The 17,266-nt window shown below is 68.2% G+C and carries 15 protein-coding genes; 7 read left to right on the top strand and 8 right to left on the bottom strand.

From position 1 onward, the window contains the following. Positions 1-771: a molybdate ABC transporter substrate-binding protein gene (gene modA, locus BRX43_RS09475; protein WP_241214878.1), complete on the bottom strand. Its 771-nt coding sequence runs from the start codon at positions 769-771 to the stop codon at positions 1-3. Between the two features lie 95 nt (positions 772-866). Here modA and BRX43_RS09470 point away from each other — a divergent pair, with 95 nt between their 5' ends. The 7 genes from BRX43_RS09470 (at position 867) to copC (ending at position 7,737) form a co-directional block, all read left to right on the top strand. Continuing rightward, positions 867-1,955, top strand: a complete 1,089-nt coding sequence (locus BRX43_RS09470) for a beta-N-acetylglucosaminidase domain-containing protein (protein WP_241214877.1) — start codon at positions 867-869, stop codon at positions 1,953-1,955. A gap of 151 nt (positions 1,956-2,106) precedes the next feature. Continuing rightward, positions 2,107-3,657 carry a L,D-transpeptidase family protein gene (locus tag BRX43_RS09460; RefSeq protein ID WP_206433174.1) on the top strand — a complete coding sequence of 517 codons (1,551 nt, stop codon included), beginning with the start codon at positions 2,107-2,109 and terminating at the stop codon, positions 3,655-3,657. A 42-nt stretch (positions 3,658-3,699) separates the two neighbouring features. Continuing rightward, complete coding sequence (locus BRX43_RS09455; RefSeq protein WP_125994607.1) at positions 3,700-4,050, top strand: hypothetical protein; 351 nt, start codon at positions 3,700-3,702, stop codon at positions 4,048-4,050. A gap of 79 nt (positions 4,051-4,129) precedes the next feature. Then, the gene (locus BRX43_RS09450) at positions 4,130-4,444 is read left to right on the top strand and encodes a DUF485 domain-containing protein (protein ID WP_241214876.1); all 315 of its coding nucleotides are present in this window, start codon (positions 4,130-4,132) and stop codon (positions 4,442-4,444) included. Positions 4,445-4,461: 17 nt separating this feature from the next. Next, entirely contained in the window at positions 4,462-6,138 is a 1,677-nt protein-coding gene (locus BRX43_RS09445; protein ID WP_346962857.1) for a cation acetate symporter, read from the top strand. A gap of 74 nt (positions 6,139-6,212) precedes the next feature. Further along, positions 6,213-7,352: a heparan-alpha-glucosaminide N-acetyltransferase domain-containing protein gene (locus BRX43_RS09440; RefSeq protein ID WP_125994604.1), complete on the top strand. Its 1,140-nt coding sequence runs from the start codon at positions 6,213-6,215 to the stop codon at positions 7,350-7,352. A gap of 16 nt (positions 7,353-7,368) precedes the next feature. Next, positions 7,369-7,737: a copper homeostasis periplasmic binding protein CopC gene (gene copC, locus BRX43_RS09435; protein WP_125994603.1), complete on the top strand. Its 369-nt coding sequence runs from the start codon at positions 7,369-7,371 to the stop codon at positions 7,735-7,737. A gap of 9 nt (positions 7,738-7,746) precedes the next feature. Here the strand turns inward: copC and BRX43_RS09430 are convergent, their stop codons facing one another. The 7 genes from BRX43_RS09430 to rpiA all read right to left on the bottom strand — a co-directional run bounded on the left by BRX43_RS09430 (position 7,747) and on the right by rpiA (position 17,117). Beyond that, positions 7,747-10,251, bottom strand: a complete 2,505-nt coding sequence (locus BRX43_RS09430) for an ATP-binding protein (RefSeq protein ID WP_125994602.1) — start codon at positions 10,249-10,251, stop codon at positions 7,747-7,749. 100 nt (positions 10,252-10,351) lie between these two features. Then, positions 10,352-11,098 carry an HAD-IIB family hydrolase gene (locus BRX43_RS09425; RefSeq protein ID WP_125994601.1) on the bottom strand — a complete coding sequence of 249 codons (747 nt, stop codon included), beginning with the start codon at positions 11,096-11,098 and terminating at the stop codon, positions 10,352-10,354. A 3-nt stretch (positions 11,099-11,101) separates the two neighbouring features. Next, positions 11,102-11,908 (bottom strand): Cof-type HAD-IIB family hydrolase, encoded by an 807-nt coding sequence (locus BRX43_RS09420; RefSeq protein ID WP_125994600.1) that lies wholly within the window; start codon positions 11,906-11,908, stop codon positions 11,102-11,104. 50 nt (positions 11,909-11,958) lie between these two features. Then, the gene (gene gnd, locus BRX43_RS09415; protein ID WP_125994599.1) at positions 11,959-12,942 is read right to left on the bottom strand and encodes a phosphogluconate dehydrogenase (NAD(+)-dependent, decarboxylating); all 984 of its coding nucleotides are present in this window, start codon (positions 12,940-12,942) and stop codon (positions 11,959-11,961) included. Between the two features lie 139 nt (positions 12,943-13,081). Next, on the bottom strand, positions 13,082-14,206 hold the full coding sequence (gene tal / locus BRX43_RS09410) for a transaldolase (protein WP_125994598.1): 1,125 nt from the start codon (positions 14,204-14,206) through the stop codon (positions 13,082-13,084). A gap of 2 nt (positions 14,207-14,208) precedes the next feature. Next, the gene (gene tkt / locus BRX43_RS09405) at positions 14,209-16,323 is read right to left on the bottom strand and encodes a transketolase (RefSeq protein ID WP_125994597.1); all 2,115 of its coding nucleotides are present in this window, start codon (positions 16,321-16,323) and stop codon (positions 14,209-14,211) included. A gap of 86 nt (positions 16,324-16,409) precedes the next feature. Beyond that, positions 16,410-17,117: a ribose-5-phosphate isomerase RpiA gene (gene rpiA / locus BRX43_RS09400; RefSeq protein WP_125994596.1), complete on the bottom strand. Its 708-nt coding sequence runs from the start codon at positions 17,115-17,117 to the stop codon at positions 16,410-16,412. Positions 17,118-17,266 lie beyond the last annotated feature (149 nt).

Genomic DNA, 17,266 nt, shown 5'->3' with positions numbered 1-17,266 from the left:
TCAGCCCAAGGGGCGGAAGCGATAGCGGGCGAAGATCGATCGCGCCGCGCCGCTGCCGAGGAAGCGGTAGAAGTCGCTCGCCCCGGCCGATGCGCCGCGCAGCACCGCGACCGGATAGACAATCGGCGGATGACTGGCCGCCGGGAACAGCGACACCAGTCGCACGGTACGATCGGCATAGGCATCGCTTTCATAGACGATGCCGAGCGGCGATGCGCCGCGCGCGACATAGGCCAGCGCTGCGCGCACGTCCTGCGCGGGTGCCAACCGCTGCTCGACCGAGGACCACAGGCCGAGCCGGGTCAGCGCCGCCTGCGCATACCGTCCGGCCGGAACCGAGCGCGGATCGCCGACCGCCAGCCGCCCGTCCGCCCCCAGGGCGGCCGCCAGCGGCGCGCCGGGCCGCAGCCGCAGCCGGACATTGCTGCCCGCCCGCGCGATCAGCGCCAGCCGGCCGCCGAGCAGGTCGTGCCGCGCCGCTAGCAGGTTGCGCCCCGCCAGATCGTCCATCCACCGGCTGTCCGCCGACAGGAACAGGTCCGCCCGTGCCCCCGCGGCGATCTGGCGCGCGGCGGTGCCGCTGCTCTCGAACGAGAAACGCACCGGCTGCCCGGTGCGCGCGGTATAGGCTTTCGCCACCGCCTGTAGCGCATCGGTCAGCGAAGCGGCGGCGAACACCGTCAGCGGCGGCCGCGCCGGCGCGGCGATCGCGGCGGAAGGCAGCAGCAGGGTGGCGGCGAGGGACAAGGTAAATTGACGGCGGGTCGGCACGAGCGACATCCTTCTATATCCCGCCGGCTATAGCTGGTTGAATCCGGCCCGCAACCCGCTGGACAGACGCGGCGTCCCGCGCGATGCCCCCGGCCATGACGCGCATCGATCCGGCCCGCATCCTTCCCGAACTCGGCATCATCGAGGGCTATTTCGGTCCCGCCTGGTCCTGGGCGGAACGACGCGCCGTGGTTGAGCGGCTGGCCCCGGCGGGATATGGCCTGTTCCATTATGCGCCCAAGGCGGACGCCCATCTGCGCCGTGACTGGCGGCGCGAACATCCGGTCGAGACGGCGACGGCGCTGGCCCGCTTTGCCGCCGATGCGCGCGCCGCCGGGATGCGGTTCGGCATCGGCCTGACCGCCTATGACCTGCATCTCGACTTCGGGGCGGAGGGACGCGCGGCGCTGGCGCGGCGGGTGGCGCAACTGGACGCGATCGGCATCGACGATCTTGCCATCCTGTTCGACGACATGCGCGGCGACCTTCCCGACCTGGCCGAACGACAGGCCGCGATCGTCGCCTTCTGCGCCGAGCATAGCCGGGCGACCCGCCTCTTCACATGCCCCAGCTATTATAGCGACGACCGAGTGCTCGACCGGGTCTTCGGTCAGCGTCCGCCCGGCTATCTGGAGGAGCTTGGCCGCCGGCTCGACCCCGCCGTCCAGGTCTATTGGACGGGCGAGGAGGTCTGCGCGCGGGCCATCGATCCCGCCCATCTCGCCGAGGTCGCCGGTCGGCTCGGCCGCAAGCCGTGGCTGTGGGACAATTGGCCGGTCAATGACGGTCCGCGCATGTCGACGCACCTGCACCTGCGCGGCTTCACCGGCCGGCCGGCGGAGAATGCACGCTGGCTGGCGGGGCATGCGATCAACCCGGCGCTCCAGCCCCGACTCGGCTGCATTCCGGCGCTGACCCTGCCGCGCCTCTATGCGGACCCGGATTATCGCTACATGGCCGCGTTCCGGGCGGCGGCGGCGGCGGTGGCGGGCGAACCGCTCGCCGCGATGCTGGAGGCGGATCTGCTGAGCTTCGAGGATAGCGGCCTGGAACGGCTGTCGCCCGAGCGCCGCAGCGCCGCCCGCACCCGCTATGCCGCGATCGATCATCCGGTCGCCGCCGAGGTCGTGCGCTGGCTCGACGGTGGCTATGCCGTCTCGGCGGAGGATGTGCAGACGCAATGAGCGCCCCTGTCTGTGGCATCCATGCCGCAGCGTGGCCGGCATAGCGCGTCTTGGGGTGATTGAGGCATCGAAGCATCTGTACGCTCGTTCAGCTTGGCGTAGTATTCGGCCGGGCACAGGGGCCGGCATGACAGGCAGGGACTTTCAGACCATGACGATTTGGGATGGCCGGGCGCGTTCGTCCGTCCGCCGCCACGGGGCACGCGCCATCGGCTTCGGCGCGCTGCTCGCAACCAGCTGGACCTCCGCCGTCGCGCAGGTCGTACCGCCCGTCATGCCGGCACCGGCGCCGGCCACCACGCCGCAGATCGTCCCGCCGCCGGTCGCGCCGACGGTGATGCAGCCGGTCGCCCCGCCGGCCGCGCCCGTCACGCTGCCGACGCTGAGCGAGGCCCAGGCCCGTCAGCTCGCCCAGTTGATCGCGCGCGACGAAATCGCGCAAGGGCTGCGCCAAGGCGCGCCGCGCGACCTCTCCGCCTCATCGCCCGAGGCGCTGGTCCGCATCGCGCTGGACCATGCCCATGCCGTGCATGTCGGCCGGTTGGACCCGAACGACTTCCAGCGCGACTGGGGCATCCGGCCGCAAAGCTACGATCCCCTGCCTGCCTTAGCGGAGGCGGTGAAGCGTGATCGGCTAGCCGCCTGGATCGCCTCGCTGCCGCCGCCCTATGCGGGCTATGACGCGCTGGTCGCCGGCCTTGCCCGCTACCGCGCGATGGCCGCGGCGGGCGGCTGGCAGCCGCTCGTCGCCACCGCCGACATGGCCTATGGCAAGAGCGGCCCCGGTGTCGCCGCGCTCCGCCAGCGGCTGGCGATGGAAGACCCCGCCGTCACCGCCACCGGTAACCGCTTCGACGCTGCCTTGCTCGACGCGGTGCGCCGTGCGCAGCGCCGCTACGGCCTGAACCCGGTCGGCACCGTCGGCGCGCAGACGATCGCCGCGCTCAACGTGCCCGTCGCGACGCGGATGCGCCAGATCGCCGCCAATATGGAACGCTGGCGCTGGCTGCCCGATCACCTGGAACAGAAGCGCGTGCAGGTGAACATCGCCGCCGCCGTGCTGACCGTGTTCGACGGCGACGCGCCGGTCCTGTCGATGAAGGCGGTGACCGGCCGCCCCGGCAACGAGACGCCGATGCTGGTGTCCTCGATCCACAGCGTCGTGCTCAACCCGCCCTGGAACGTGCCGGAGTCGATCGCCAACAAGGAGCTGTGGCCGAAGGAAAAGGCCAATCCCGGCTATCTGAAGCGCAGCGGCTTCCGCATCATCGATACCGGCAATGGCGGCAAGCGGCTCCAGCAGAATTCGGAGAAGAGCGCGCTGGGTCGTTTCAAGTTCGATTTCCCCAACGACTTCGCCGTCTATCTGCACGATACGCCGGCGCAATCGGGTTTCTCGCGCTTCGACCGGCTGGCGAGCCATGGCTGCGTGCGGCTGGAGAAGCCAGCCGATCTCGCCGCGCTGATGCTGAAGACGACGCCGGACTGGCAGCCGGCGGCGGTCGATGGCGTCCTCGCCTCGGGCAAGACGGTGCGTGCCACCATGGCGGAGCCGGTCGCGGTCTATCTGCTCTACTGGACGGCCTTCGCCAATGCGGACGGCGTGGTCGGCTTCCGCGACGATCCCTATGGCTGGGACGCGACGCTGGCGAGCAAGATCGAAGCGCGGTCCGCCGCGCGCCAGTCGCTGGCGGCGCGATAAGTCGCTCGCCTACCCATAGACCTGCCGTGTAGGACCGTTTCCATGCGCAAGACCATCCATCGCCTGTCGCTGCCGATCGCGGCCGCGAGCCTTCTCGCCCTCGGCCTGTCCGGCTGCTGGCGCTCAGAGCCCGAGCCGGCGCCAACGGAGAATTATGTCGACGAACCCGTTGCGGAACCGACGCCCGAGCCGACCGAGACCGTCGCCAACATCGCCGAGCCGGACACCAACATGGCCGAGGCGGAGCCTGCCCCGCCGCCGCCGCCGGAGCGCAGCGTCGACCAGCAGATGCTGGACGATGCTTCCGCCACCGGCATGACCGCGCGCGCCAAGCGCGGCGACGATGCAGCGCCGCCGCTGCCCGACGCGGCAAATCAGTCCGAAGCGGAATAATCCTTGCGCCCCGCGCCGCTTTCCGCATGATCCCGCTACCAAGCCGAAGCATCGGTCGGGACGGGATGAGGAGAGCGGTGTGGGGGAAACCGATCGGGCGGCACGGATCGCGGCCGACCCGCGTTTTGGCGCGCTGTTGCAACGACGCGGGCGGTTCACGCTTGCACTGACCGCCGTGATGCTCGCCGCCTATTTTGGCTTCATCCTGCTCGTCGCCTTCGACAAGACATTGCTGGCACGCCCAATTCATCCCGGCGGGGTCACCTCGCTGGGGATCGTGCTGGGCTTTTCCCTGATCCTGCTCGCGATCGCGCTGACCGGCATCTATGTCTATCGCGCCAATCGCGACTTCGACGCGGCGGTCGCCGCGCTGGTGCGGGATCATCAGGCGTGAAGCGAACCATCCTTGCCGTGCTGGCGCTCGGACTGCCGGGCATCGCCGGTGCCGACACCCTGACCGGGCAGACGGTGCAGCAGGCGACCAACTGGACGGCGATCGCCATGTTCGCCGCCTTCGCCGCCTTCACCCTGGCGATCACGCGCTGGGCGGCGCGGCGGACGCGCACCGCCTCCGACTTCTATACGGCGGGCGGCGGCATCACCGGCTTCCAGAACGGGCTGGCGATCGCGGGCGACTTCATGTCCGCCGCCTCCTTCCTCGGCATCTCGGCGCAGATCTTCAAGGACGGATATGACGGGCTGATCTATTCGATCGGCTTCCTGGTGGGCTGGCCGATCATCCTGTTCCTGATGGCGGAACGGGTGCGCAATCTGGGTCGCTACACCTTCGCCGACGTCGCCTCCTTCCGCTTCGCGCAGACGCCGGTGCGCTGCTTCGCGGCGGTCAGCACGCTGGTCGTCGTCCTCTTCTACCTGATCGCGCAGATGGTCGGCGCGGGCCAGCTCATCAAACTGCTGTTCGGCCTGCGCTACGAATATGCGGTGGTGATCGTCGGCGTGCTGATGACGCTCTACGTGCTGTTCGGCGGCATGACCGCGACGACCTGGGTCCAGATCATCAAGGCGGTGCTGCTGCTCGGCAGCGCCACCTTCATGGCGGTGATGGTGCTGGCCCGCTACGGCTTCTCGCCGGAGGCGATGTTCGCCGATGCGGTGGCGGTGAAGACGATGCTCGCCGCGCGTGCGGGGGACAGCGCACCGGCGGCTGCCGCGGCGGGTCGGTCGATCATGGGGCCGGGCAATTTCATCAAGGACCCGGTCAGCGCCCTGTCCTTCGGCATGGCGCTGATGTTCGGCACCGCTGGCCTGCCGCATATCCTGATGCGCTTCTTCACCGTGCCCGATGCCGGCGCGGCCCGGACCTCGGTGCTGTGGGCGACGGGGTGGATCGGCTATTTCTACCTGCTGACCTTCATCATCGGCTTCGGCGCGATCGTGATGGTCGCGACCGACCGGCAATATTTGGACGGCGCCGGCGCGTTGATCGGCGGCGGCAACATGGCGGCGATCCACCTGGCCCATGCGGTCGGCGGCAACCTGTTCCTGGGCTTCATCTCGGCCGTCGCCTTCGCGACGATCCTGGCGGTGGTCGCCGGACTGACGCTGTCGGGGGCATCAGCGGTGTCGCACGACCTTTATGCCACCGTGTTCCGCAAGGGGCAGGCCGACAGCGCCGCCGAGCTTCGCGTGTCGCGACGGACCGTGCTGGTCCTGGCCGTCGCGGCGATCGCGCTCGGCATCCTGTTTGAGAAGCAGAATGTCGCGTTCATGGTCAGCCTGGCCTTCGCGGTCGCGGCGTCGGGCAATTTCCCGGTGCTGCTGCTGTCGCTGCTGTGGCGCGGCGCGACCACGCGCGGCCTGGTCGCGGGAGGGTGCCTGGGACTGGGCCTGGCGCTGGTGCTGACCATCCTGTCCCCCGCCGTCTGGGTGGCGGTGCTGGGCCATGCCGATCCGATCTTCCCCTACTCCTCGCCGGCGATCTTCTCCATGCCGCTCGCCTTCCTGACGATCTGGCTGGTGTCGATCACCGATCGCAGTGCGCGCGGGGTCGTCGACCGCTCCGGCTATGAGGCGCAACGGGTCCGCGCCGAAACCGGGATCGGGGCGGATCAGGCGAGCAGCCACTGATCCGTCCATCAACTTTCTTTGCATGACAGGATTTTCACGATAGGAGGCGCGACCTGCCGAGGAGATAATATTTCATGATCGACCCCGCCCCGACCCGCCGCCTGTCGAGCATCGACGCGCTGCGCGGTCTGGTGATGGTCGTGATGCTGCTCGATCATGTCCGCGACACCTTCTACACGCACATGGCCGTTGGCGATCCGGTCGACGCGCGGCTGATCGCTCCCGCCTATTTCGCGACGCGGCTGCTCAGTTCGATCTGCGCGCCGGTGTTCATCGCGCTGACCGGCCTGTCCGCCTGGCTCTATGGCCGGACGCGCGGACGCGCCGCCACCTCCGCCTTCCTGCTCAAGCGCGGTCTGTTCCTGATGCTGCTGGAGGTGACGCTGGTCGGCTTCGCCTGGGACCCGCGCCTGCCGCCCCAGACCCTGTGGCTCCAGGTGATCTGGGCGATCGGAGTCAGCATGGTCGCGCTCGCCGCGCTGATCCACCTGCCGCGTGCCGGCGTGATCGCGGTCGGCGCAGCGATCGTGCTGGGCCATAACCTGCTCGATCCCATCACCGTCCCGCCCGGCAATCCGTTCCACATCCCCTGGGCGCTGCTACACCATCGCGAGGCGTTGCAGATCGGCGCGCTGACCGTGAAGACCTCCTATCCGGTATTGCCCTGGATCGGGGTCATCGCGCTCGGCTATGCGATCGGCCCCTGGTTCGCGGATGAGGCCGCCTTGCGCCGGCGGCGGCTGGTCCGGTGGGGCGCCGGCCTGCTGCTGGGCTTCGTGACCCTTCGCGCGGTCAACCTCTATGGCGACGCCCCTTGGTTCGTCGTGCCGGAATCGCCGCTGCGGACCGCCATGAGCATGATGGCGCTCACCAAATACCCGCCGTCCCTCCTCTACCTGCTGCCGACCCTGGGGATCGGCGCGTGGCTGCTCGCCGCGTTCGAACGCTGGGACGGCCCGATCGTCCGACGCCTGACCGTGCTGGGCGGCGCACCGATGGGCTTCTACCTGCTCCACCTCTATGTGCTGCGCCTCCTCTATCTGGGAGCGCTGGCGATCTGGGGAGCCAATCAGGGCAAGGTCTATGGCTTCCACGCGCTCGCCTCGGTCTGGCTGCTGGCGGCCATCCTGATCGTCCTGCTCTACCCGCCGACCCGCTGGTTCGCAGGGTTGAAGCGGCGGCGGCCGGACCTCACTTGGCTTAAATATTTTTGATCCGGAGAAAATCCTCATGATCCACCTGCCGCTGCTGCTCGCCGCCGCCCTCGTCACGACCCCGGCGCTGGCCGAGCCGACCCTCGTCTCCGCCACCCCCGCCGCCGACGCCAAGGTCGCCACGCCGAGCCGGATCGACCTGCGCTTCAGCGAGCGGGTGATGCCGCGCATGTCGACGGCCAGCGTGGCGATGACGGGCATGGACGGCGTCGCCCATGCGCCGATGCCGGTCGCCGGCACCCGGGCGAGCGTCACGCCGACCGGCAACGGCCTGACGGTGACGATGGCCAAGCCGCTGACGCCCGGCACCTACCGCGTCGAATGGCACGTCCTGTCGGGCAAGGGCGACCATGCGACGGGCCAATACGCCTTCACCGTCGAGTAAGTCGGCCGTTCAGGGCCGCTCGATCAGTTCGCGGATGCGAGCGGCCAGCGCCTCCATGGCGAAGGGCTTGGTCATGACATGCATCCCGGCATCGAGTTGGCCGTTGCCGATCACCGCATTTTCCGCATAGCCGGTGATGAACAGCACCTTCAGATCGGGCCGCCCCTCCCGGCCCGCATCGGCCATCTGGCGGCCGTTCATCCCGCCGGGCAGACCGACATCGGACACCAGCAGGTCGATGCGCTGGTTGGAGCGCAGAATCTTCAGGCCCGCCGCGCCGTCCGCCGCCTCGATCGCGGCATAGCCCAGTTCCTCCAGCACCTCGATCACCAGCATCCGCACGGTCGGCTCGTCATCGACCACCAGCACCGTCTCGCCCGCCGCCGCGCGGGGCGCCTCGGTCAGGTCGGGCATGTCGGCCACCGTCTCCGCCGTGCCGAAATGGCGGGGCAGGTAGATGCAGACCATCGATCCCTCGCCGATCTCCGAATAGATCCGCACCTGCCCGCCGGACTGGCGAGCAAAGCCATAGATCATCGACAGGCCCAAGCCCGTGCCGACGCCCAGCGGCTTGGTGGTGAAGAAGGGGTCGAACGCCTTGGCGATCACCTCCGGCGTCATGCCGGTGCCGGTGTCCGATACGCAGAGCGAGACATATTGGCCCGGCTCCATGTCCCGTTCCCGGGCGGTGCGCGTGTCGAGCCAGCGATTGCCGGTTTCGATTGTCAGCCGGCCACCGTCGGGCATCGCGTCGCGCGCGTTGATGCACAGGTTGAGCAGGGCATTCTCAAGCTGGTTGGGGTCGACCAGGGTCGGCCACAGCCCCGCCGCCGTCACCGCCTCCACCTCGATCGCGGGGCCGACGGTGCGGCGGACCAGTTCCTCCATGCCCGAGATCAGGCGGTTGATGTCGGTCGGCTTCGGGTCGAGCGTCTGGCGGCGGGAAAAGGCCAGCAGCCGATGGGTCAGTGCCGCCGCCCGCTTCGCCGCGCCCTGCGCCGCCAGCGAATAGCGGTCGACATCGGCCATCCGGCCCTGCGCGATGCGGATCGACAGCATCTCCAGGCTGCCGATGATGCCGGTCAGCAGATTGTTGAAGTCATGCGCCAGCCCGCCCGTCAGCTGCCCGACCGCCTCCATCTTCTGACTCTGGCGCAGCGCCTCTTCCGCCTGCATCAGCTCGCGCGTGCGCTCGGCGACCTGCTCCTCCAGCGTTTCGGTCAACCGCGCACGCTCCGCCTCGGCACGGGCGCGTTCGGTGGCGAGGCGGACACGCTCGGCGATGTCGCGCATCAGCCCGAGATCGTCCTCGCTCCAGTGGCGCGGTTCGGCATGGTTGGCGAAGAACAGCGCGACGAACCGCCCCTGCTCGACGATCGGCATGTTGACGAAGCTGGTCGCCTGGATCGCGGCCAGCGCCGGAGCGGCGTCGCGGGTGCGCGGATCGGTCCGTGCGTCATGGACGATCGCCGTGTCGCCGCGCTTCAGATCGTCGATATAGCTGCCGAAATCGCGGAAGCGCAGCGTGCCGGCGATGCTGCGGACGCCTTCGGCGTTCCAGTCCTCCTCGATCAGGATCGTCTCGGCCAAGGTATCGATGATGCCATAGCCGGCGCGGCTGACGTCCAGAGTCTTCGCCAGCACCTCCGCGCCACAGGCGGCGATCCGCGCCGGTTCGGACAGGTCGCGGATCTGGTCGCCCAAGGTGAGCAGCGCCGCCTGACGGATGGCATAATGTTTGGACTGGGTGATGTCGAAGGTGACACCGGGGAAGCGTTGCGGCCGGCCGTCGATCCCCAGCCGGCATTGTCCCTGCGCCGCCGCCCAGCGGATCGAACCATCCGCCTGCACCAGACGATATTGGCTGACAAAGGCACCTCCCTTGGCCAGCGCCTCGGCGATCTCCGCCTCGACGCGCGGCCGGTCGTGCGGATGGATGCCGAGGAAGAATTCACCGACCGCCGCCCCGGCGCGCGCCATGTCCGGGTCGACGCCGTACAAGGTGGCGAAGCGTTCATCGGCATAGACGCGGTCGTTGGGTACGTCCCAGTCCCAGGTGCCGATGCCCCCGCCAGCCGACAGCGCCTGTTCCAGCCGCTCCTCGCTCTCGCGCAGGGCCCGTTCGCTCAGGTGGCGTTCGGTGACGTCGGTGAACAGGATGCCGACCAGGTTCCGCTCCGGCTCGCCGACCGGGAAGGCATGGACCTCGAACCAGCGGCCCATCGCATCGGAGCCATTGTCGAAGCGCGTCGGCTCCCGAGTGGTCGCGACACGGCCATAAATGTCGAACCAGACATCCTCCAACCCCGGCACCAACTCACGCGCGGTCCGACCGAGCGGATCGCGCAGCCCGGTCTGCCGCTCGTAGGCGGCGTTCACTTCCAGGAAGCGATAGTCGTGCGCACGACCGCCGTCGAACAGCATCTCGACGATGCAGAAGCCGGCATCGATGGTGTCGAACAGCGCATGATACTGTTCCGCGGGCAGCACGCGACGGGCTGGATCGGCATTCATGGACACGGGCGATCGACGATTGTGCACACTCACAAGGCCTGGGGGAGGCGAAGGCGTGTAGCGCCGTCGCCTCCCCTCCGCTTTTATCTATATCAACCCGTCACTTCTGGCAGGCGACGATCGCGGCGATCACGCTCAGCGTTTCATCGGGGTCGCGGACCTTGACCGTGTCGAGGCCCAGTTCCTTGGCCGGATAGTCATTGCCGCCGGGGAAGATCGCATCGCCGATGAACATCATCGCGTCGAGCGGGATGCCGCTTTCGTCGCGGAGCCGCTTCAGGCCATAGGCCTTGTCGACGCCCTTCTGCGTGATGTCGATCGAGGTCGCACCGCCCATGTTGATCGACAGATCCGGCAGGCGCTGGCGCAGATCGGCCTGGATCACCTTGCGCTTGGCGAAGTCGGGGTCCCAATGCTCCTTGGCATCCAGCGGCGCCTGCTGGCCCAGCGCGGAGAAGGTGATCTGGCTGCCGCGATCCTCGATCCGCTCGCCCCAGGTCTGTTCGGGAACGAAGCCGGTCGCCTCCAGCGAGGCGTGGAAGGCCTCGATGATCGCCGCCTTCTGCTCGTCCGAGAAAAGCTCCGCGTAGACGGTGTTCCAACGGCCATCGGCATAGGTGTAGAGCTTGGTGCCCGTGGTCGGCATCAGCCACAGCTTCGACCGGTCGGCGCGTTCGGGCAGGCGGCTGGCGACCTGCTTGTCGAACTGCGGCCAGTCGCCGCCCGAGATGACCGCGACATGGGCGACCGTCAGCAGGTCGGCCAGCGCCTCGCCCATGCTGTCCTTCAGCGGCTGCTTGCTCTCGGCCAGCGTGCCGTCCAGGTCGAAGGCGACCAGTTGCTTCATCGATTATTGCCCTTTTTCGAGTATGAAGTGATCGATCGCATGGGCGACGCCGTCGCGGTCGTTGCCCAGGCTGACCTTGTCGGCCTTCGCCTTCACCGCGTCGGGCGCATTGCCCATGACGATGGCGAGCCCGGCTTTCTCCAGCATCGCCAGGTCGTTGGCCTGGTCGCCGATCGCCGCCGTCTCTGCCAGCGTCACGCCGAACGCCTCGGCCAGCTGGGTGATGCCGGCGCCCTTGTTCGCTTCCAGCGCGGTGATGTCGAGATAATAGGTCTGGCTCTGCACCACGGTCGCACGAGCACCATATTCGGGCGCGACCCGCGCGGTCAGCGACCGCAACAACGGCTCGTCGTCGCTGACGAAGGTGATCTTGTCGGCGCGGTCGAGCAGCGCGTCGAAATCCTGCGTGACCACCGGCTCCTGCGCCGAGGCGCGACGTTCATGCTCGACATGCACGCCCTGATCGGTCGAGGCATACCAGCGATCGTCGGCGAAGACCCAGCGATCGACCGGCGCATCGCCGATCACCGCCCAGATGCCGCGCGCCACGTCGCCGGCGACGCGGTGATGCGCCATCACCTCGCCCGAGCGGCGGAAGACGATGCCGCCGTTGAACGCGCCGATCGGCTCGTCGAGCGACAGGGCGTCCGCGATCGGCATCAGGCCGGAGCGCGGTCGTGCGGAGATGATGGTGAACCCCACCCCCGCCGCTCGCAACCGACCGACGGCGGCGATCACCCCATCGGTCAGTTGCTTCTGCGGATCGACCAGCGTTCCATCGACATCGGATACGAGCAGCCGGATGGCCATGCGCCTTGTGTTCCTTTTCCGGCGGTCGCCCGCGTCTTCAACTCAGGAGCTTATTGCGGGATCTCGACATGGCCGCCGAAGCCGAAGCGCATCGCCGACAGCACCTGGTCGCCGAACGTATGCTCGACCCGGCTGCGATAGCGCGCGAAGAGCGAGGCGGTCAGCACATTGGCCGGCACCTTCTCCTCCATCGCCGCGTCGATCGTCCACTGACCCTCGCCGGAATCGGCGACATGGCCGCTGAACTGTTCCAGCATCTCGTCCTTGGCCAACGCGATCGCGGTCAGATCGAGCAGCCAGGAGGAGATGACCGAGCCGCGCCGCCAGACCTCGGCGATATCGGTCAGGTTCAGGTCGAACCGCTCGTCCTCGGGCAGCTTGTCGCTGTTCTTCGACTTCAGAATGTCGAAGCCCTCGGCATAGGCCTGCATCAGGCCATATTCGATGCCGTTGTGGATCATCTTGACGAAATGGCCCGCGCCCGCCGGCCCGGCATGGATATAGCCCTTCTCGGCGCGCTGATCGACCTTCTCGGCGACCCGTCCCGGCGTGCGGGGGATGGTGCCCGCGCCCGGCGCCAGCGTCTCGAAGATCGGGTCGAGATGCTCCATGATGCGCGGCTCGGCGCCGATCATCATGCAATAGCCGCGATCCTTGCCCCAGACGCCGCCCGAGGTGCCGACATCGACATATTCGATGCCCTTTTCGCGCAGGCTCTTCGCGCGGCGGATATCGTCCTTGTAGAAGCTGTTGCCGCCATCGATGATGATATCGCCCGCCTGGGCCTTTTCGGCGATCTGGGCGATCGTGCCCTCGGTGATCTCGCCGGCGGGCAGCATCACCCACCAGATGGCCGGGCTGTCGAGCTTGCCGCGCACCGCGTCCAGCGAGTCGACGCCCTCGGCACCGTCCGCGGTCAGCTTGGCGACCGCGTCCGCATCGCGGTCATAGGCGACGACCTGATGACCGCCGGCCATCAGCCGGCGTGCCATGTTGCCGCCCATCCGGCCGAGGCCGATCATTCCGATCTTCATTCACTTCAATCCCGTACGCGTCCGCCGGGATGAAACCCGGCGGCGGGCCGATGGTTGCGCTGACCGGACCGATCGACGCGCATCATCCGTCCGATGGACAAAGAAGAAGGGCGGCCCGTGTGGCCGCCCTTCCGGTGGATCAGGCCGTCGCCGGCTGCTTCTTGGCGATCGCGCCGAGCAGGTCGTCGAAGGCGCCCGCGAACGACGCGACGCCCGCCTCGACCAGCCGGCCGGTGACGCCGTCCAAATCCAGGCCCAGCCGCTCGACCTCGGCGATGACGTGGCGCGCGCCCTCGACATCCTGGGTCAGCGTCTCGGCCACCGTGCCACGGTCGCGGAACGCGTCCATCGTCTTGGGCGGCATGGTGTTGACCGTCTCCGGCCCGATCAGCTCGTCGACATAGAGCGTGTCAGGATAGTCCGGGTTCTTGGTGCCGGTGGAGGCCCAGAGCAGCCGCTGCGGCTGCGCACCCTTGGCGGCCAGCGCCTGCCAGCGATCCGACGCGATGAAGTCCCGATACCAGGCATAGGCCAGCTTCGCGTTGGCGATCGCCACCTTGCCCTTGATCGCCTTCAGCGCCTCGGCCTCCGCATCGCCCTCGGCGACGCGCTTGTCGATCGCTCCGTCGATCTCGGCGTCGATGCGGCTGATGAAGAAGCTGGCGACGCTGGCGATCCGGTCGATCGGCTGGCCCTGACGGACACGCTCCTCCAGACCGGTGGCATAGGCCTCGGCGACGCGCTGATAGTCCGCTTGCGAGAAGAGCAGCGTGACGTTGACGTTGATCCCCTTGGCGATCGTCGCCGAGATGGCGGGCGCGCCGGCCTGCGTGCCGGGGATCTTGATCATCAGGTTCGGTCGGTCGACCGCGTGCCAGAGCTTGTCCGCCTCGGCGATCGTCGCGTCGGTGTCATCGGCGATATAGGGCGACACCTCCAGGCTGACATAGCCGTCCTTGGCGTCCAACCGCTCATAGACGGGCGTCAGCGTCTCGGCTGCCGCCTTGATGTCCTGGATCGCCAGATGCTCGTAGCGGTCGATCGTCGCCGCGCCGGGGTTCTCCTTGTCGAACGCGGCGAGGGTCCCGTCATAGGCATCGCCATGCCCCATCGCCTTTTCGAAGATCGACGGATTGGAGGTGACGCCGGTCAGGCTGTCCTCCTCGACCAGCGCCTTGAGGCCACCGGCCTCCAGGAACTTGCGATCGACGAAATCCAGCCAGACGGCGGTGCCGGCGGCGCTGAGGTCGTTGAGCTTGCCCATGATTACTTCTCCTCGCCCGCACGGGTGTTCGCGTTGGCGATCGCCTCGCGGGCCACTTTGACGACATTGTCGACGGTGAAGCCGTACTTGTCCTGCAGCTTCGTGATCGGCGCCGAAGCACCGAAGGTGGACATGGTGATTGTGCGGCCCTTGCGCCCGACATAGCGGTCCCAGCCCATCGAACCGGCCATCTCCACGGCCACGCGCGCATCCACCGTGTTCGGCAGCACGCTTTCCTTATAGGCCTCGTCCTGCAGCTCGAAGCGATACCAGCTCGGCATCGAGACGACGCGGCTGCGCACGCCCTCCGCCTTCAGCTTCTCGTGCGCCTCGACCACCATCGACAGCTCGCTGCCGGTGCCGATCAGGATGACTTCGGGATCGGCGTCGCTGTCGAGGACATAGGCGCCCTTCATCACGCCCTCCGCAGCGGCGTATCGGGTGCGGTCGAGCGTCGGCAGCGCCTGGCGCGACAGGACCAGGGCGGTCGGACGATCGGCATGTTCGAGCGCCGCGCGCCAGGCCCAGGAGACCTCGTTCGCATCCCCGGGGCGGATGGTGTCCAGTCCCGGGATGGCGCGCATCGTCGCCAGATGCTCGATCGGCTGGTGCGTGGGGCCATCCTCGCCCACGCCGATCGAGTCGTGCGTGAAGACCCAGACCGCACCCAGTTCCATGATCGCCGACAGGCGCACCGGGGCGCGCATATAGTCGAGGAAGACGAGGAAGGTGGAGCCGTAGGCACGGAAGTGCGACAGCGCCATGCCGTTCACCACGCCGCCCATGCCATGCTCGCGCACGCCGAAGTGGAAGTTGGCGCCGCCGTAATTGTTCGCCTCGAACGACGGCGCACCCTTGATGTCCGTCTTGGTCGAGGGGGCGAGATCGGCCGAGCCGCCGAGCAGCCAGGGCACGCGCTTGGCGATCGCATTCAGCACCTTGCCACCCGAATCACGGCTGGCCAGACCCTTGGCATCGGCCGGGAATTCCGGAATGTCGGCGTCCCAGCCCTCGGGCAGCTTGTCGGCGAGCATGTGATCCAGTTCGGCAGCCAGTTCCGGATAGTCGCCGCGATATTGCTCGACCAGTTCGACCCAGGCGTCGCGCAGCGGCTTGCCACGCTCCGAGATCGCCGACTGGAACGCCTCCTGCACGCCCTCCGGCACGTAGAACTGCTTGTCCTCGGGCCAGCCATAGGCGCGCTTGGTGGCGCGGATGTTGTCCTCGCCCAGCGGCTCGCCATGCGCCTTCTCGCTGCCCGCCTTGGGACTGCCCCAGCCGATCACCGAATGGACGACGATCAGCGTCGGCTTGTCGCCGGTGCGACGGAACGAGTCGAGCGCGGCGGTCAGCGCGGCGATGTCATTGGCGTCGTCGACATGGATGACGTTCCAGCCATAGGCCTGGAAGCGCAGGCCCACATCCTCGTCGAACGCCAGGTCGGTGCCGCCCTCGATCGAGATATGGTTGCTGTCGTAGATCCAGCAGAGGTTCGACAGCTTGAGGTGACCGGCCAGGCTCGCCGCCTCGGACGCCACGCCCTCCATCATGTCGCCGTCGCCGCAGACGGTGTACACGTCATGGTCGAACAGCGTGTAGCCGTCCTTGTTGTACCGCGCCGCCAGCCAGCGCTCGGCGATCGCCATGCCGACCGAGTTGCTGCACCCGGCGCCCAGCGGCCCCGTGGTCGTCTCGACACCGGTGGTGTGGCGATATTCGGGGTGGCCCGGCGTGCGCGAAGCGAGCTGGCGGAAGCCCTTCAGATCGTCCAGCGTCAGCGCCGGACGGCCGGTCTTGTTGCCCTCCGCGTCGATCTCCTCGATCCCGGCGAGGTGGATGAGCGAATAGAGCAGCATCGACGCATGGCCGACCGACAGCACGAAGCGGTCGCGATTGGGCCAGTCGGCATGGGCGGGATCGTAGCGCAGATACTTGGCCCAGATCGTCCAGCCGACCGGCGCCAGCGCCATCGGCGTGCCGGGGTGGCCGCTATTGGCCTTCTGCACCGCATCCATCGACAGGGTGCGGATCGTGTCGATCGCCAAGCGCTCTGGGGAGCCGTCTTCGTGCAACGACGCTCCCGCCGTCGCGGTGGGGGCGGTCTGGGTATCGGACATGGAATAGGCCTCGCTTGGCAATTGAGGTGAACCGGTCGGTTGGCGGAACGCCCGTCCGCCGCACGGGTTGCGATGTAGCGCTGCTGTTAGCCCGTGACCAGTCGCCGTTCCAGTCGCGTAACGACGCCGGCATCCGCAATATAGGCGGCGTCGACCTCCCCCAGGAACAGGCCGTGGCCCGCGACGCCCGGCACGCTGCCCAGCCAGGCCGCCAGCCGGTCCCAGTCGGCGAGCAGCGGCGCTTGGCAGTCGATCACGATATTGCCATTGTCGGTGCGATAGGCCCCGCCCTGCCCGCCGCGCACCGCGACCTCGGCGAACATCGGCCGCACCGCCGCCTCGACATAGCTCCTCGCGAAGGGCAGCACCTCGACCGGCAGCTTGGCGACCCCGATCGTGTCTACCCGCTTGCTCGCGTCGGCGATCACCACCATCCGGTCGCTCGCCGCCGCCACCACCTTCTCGCGCAGCATCGCGCCGCCGGCACCTTTCATCGCCCGGAACTGCGGATCGATCGCATCGGCCCCGTCGATCGTCAGGTCGACGCGCGACACCTCGGCGAAGTCGCGCACCCGGATGCCGACCGACCGGGCGAGCGTCGCGCTCGCCTCCGACGTCGCCACGGCCTCGATCGCGACTCCGCTTTCGCCGATCAGCCGGATCGCCGCCGCCGCCGTCGACCCGGTGCCCAAGCCGACCAGCATGCCCGGCTGCACTTCCCGAACCGCCGCCTCGGCGGCCGCGCGCTTGTCCAGCTCGGCCTGGGACGGCCCGGGGAAAACTTTGTCACACATTGTCGCAAAGAACCTCCCAGGACTTGATCGGTATCCCCGACCCGCGCAAAATATGACAGCCAAGGCAACCTTTTTACCGTCGGTTGGTTTCCCGCCCGTTCCGGGCAGTCCCTTCCGGCCAATGAACGAAAGCGCACATTTTGCAGTCA

The sequence above is a fragment of the Sphingomonas sp. S-NIH.Pt15_0812 genome (assembly GCF_003951315.1).
Taxonomy (GTDB): domain Bacteria; phylum Pseudomonadota; class Alphaproteobacteria; order Sphingomonadales; family Sphingomonadaceae; genus Sphingomonas.
The sequence above is the reverse complement of the archived record's forward strand: the minus strand, read 5'-3'. Positions and strand labels throughout refer to the sequence as shown.

What these genes read in the sequence shown, in the direction of transcription:
- tkt (WP_125994597.1), bottom strand. Translation starts at nt 16,323, where the DNA reads ATGTCCGATACCCAGACCGCCCCCACCGCGACGGCGGGAGCGTCGTTG.
- BRX43_RS09470 (WP_241214877.1), top strand. Translation starts at nt 867, where the DNA reads ATGACGCGCATCGATCCGGCCCGCATCCTTCCCGAACTCGGCATCATC.
- copC (WP_125994603.1), top strand. Translation starts at nt 7,369, where the DNA reads ATGATCCACCTGCCGCTGCTGCTCGCCGCCGCCCTCGTCACGACCCCG.
- rpiA (WP_125994596.1), bottom strand. Translation starts at nt 17,117, where the DNA reads ATGTGTGACAAAGTTTTCCCCGGGCCGTCCCAGGCCGAGCTGGACAAG.
- gnd (WP_125994599.1), bottom strand. Translation starts at nt 12,942, where the DNA reads ATGAAGATCGGAATGATCGGCCTCGGCCGGATGGGCGGCAACATGGCA.
- BRX43_RS09440 (WP_125994604.1), top strand. Translation starts at nt 6,213, where the DNA reads ATGATCGACCCCGCCCCGACCCGCCGCCTGTCGAGCATCGACGCGCTG.
- BRX43_RS09430 (WP_125994602.1), bottom strand. Translation starts at nt 10,251, where the DNA reads ATGAATGCCGATCCAGCCCGTCGCGTGCTGCCCGCGGAACAGTATCAT.
- BRX43_RS09455 (WP_125994607.1), top strand. Translation starts at nt 3,700, where the DNA reads ATGCGCAAGACCATCCATCGCCTGTCGCTGCCGATCGCGGCCGCGAGC.
- BRX43_RS09420 (WP_125994600.1), bottom strand. Translation starts at nt 11,908, where the DNA reads ATGGCCATCCGGCTGCTCGTATCCGATGTCGATGGAACGCTGGTCGAT.
- tal (WP_125994598.1), bottom strand. Translation starts at nt 14,206, where the DNA reads ATGGGCAAGCTCAACGACCTCAGCGCCGCCGGCACCGCCGTCTGGCTG.
- BRX43_RS09460 (WP_206433174.1), top strand. Translation starts at nt 2,107, where the DNA reads ATGACGATTTGGGATGGCCGGGCGCGTTCGTCCGTCCGCCGCCACGGG.
- BRX43_RS09425 (WP_125994601.1), bottom strand. Translation starts at nt 11,098, where the DNA reads ATGAAGCAACTGGTCGCCTTCGACCTGGACGGCACGCTGGCCGAGAGC.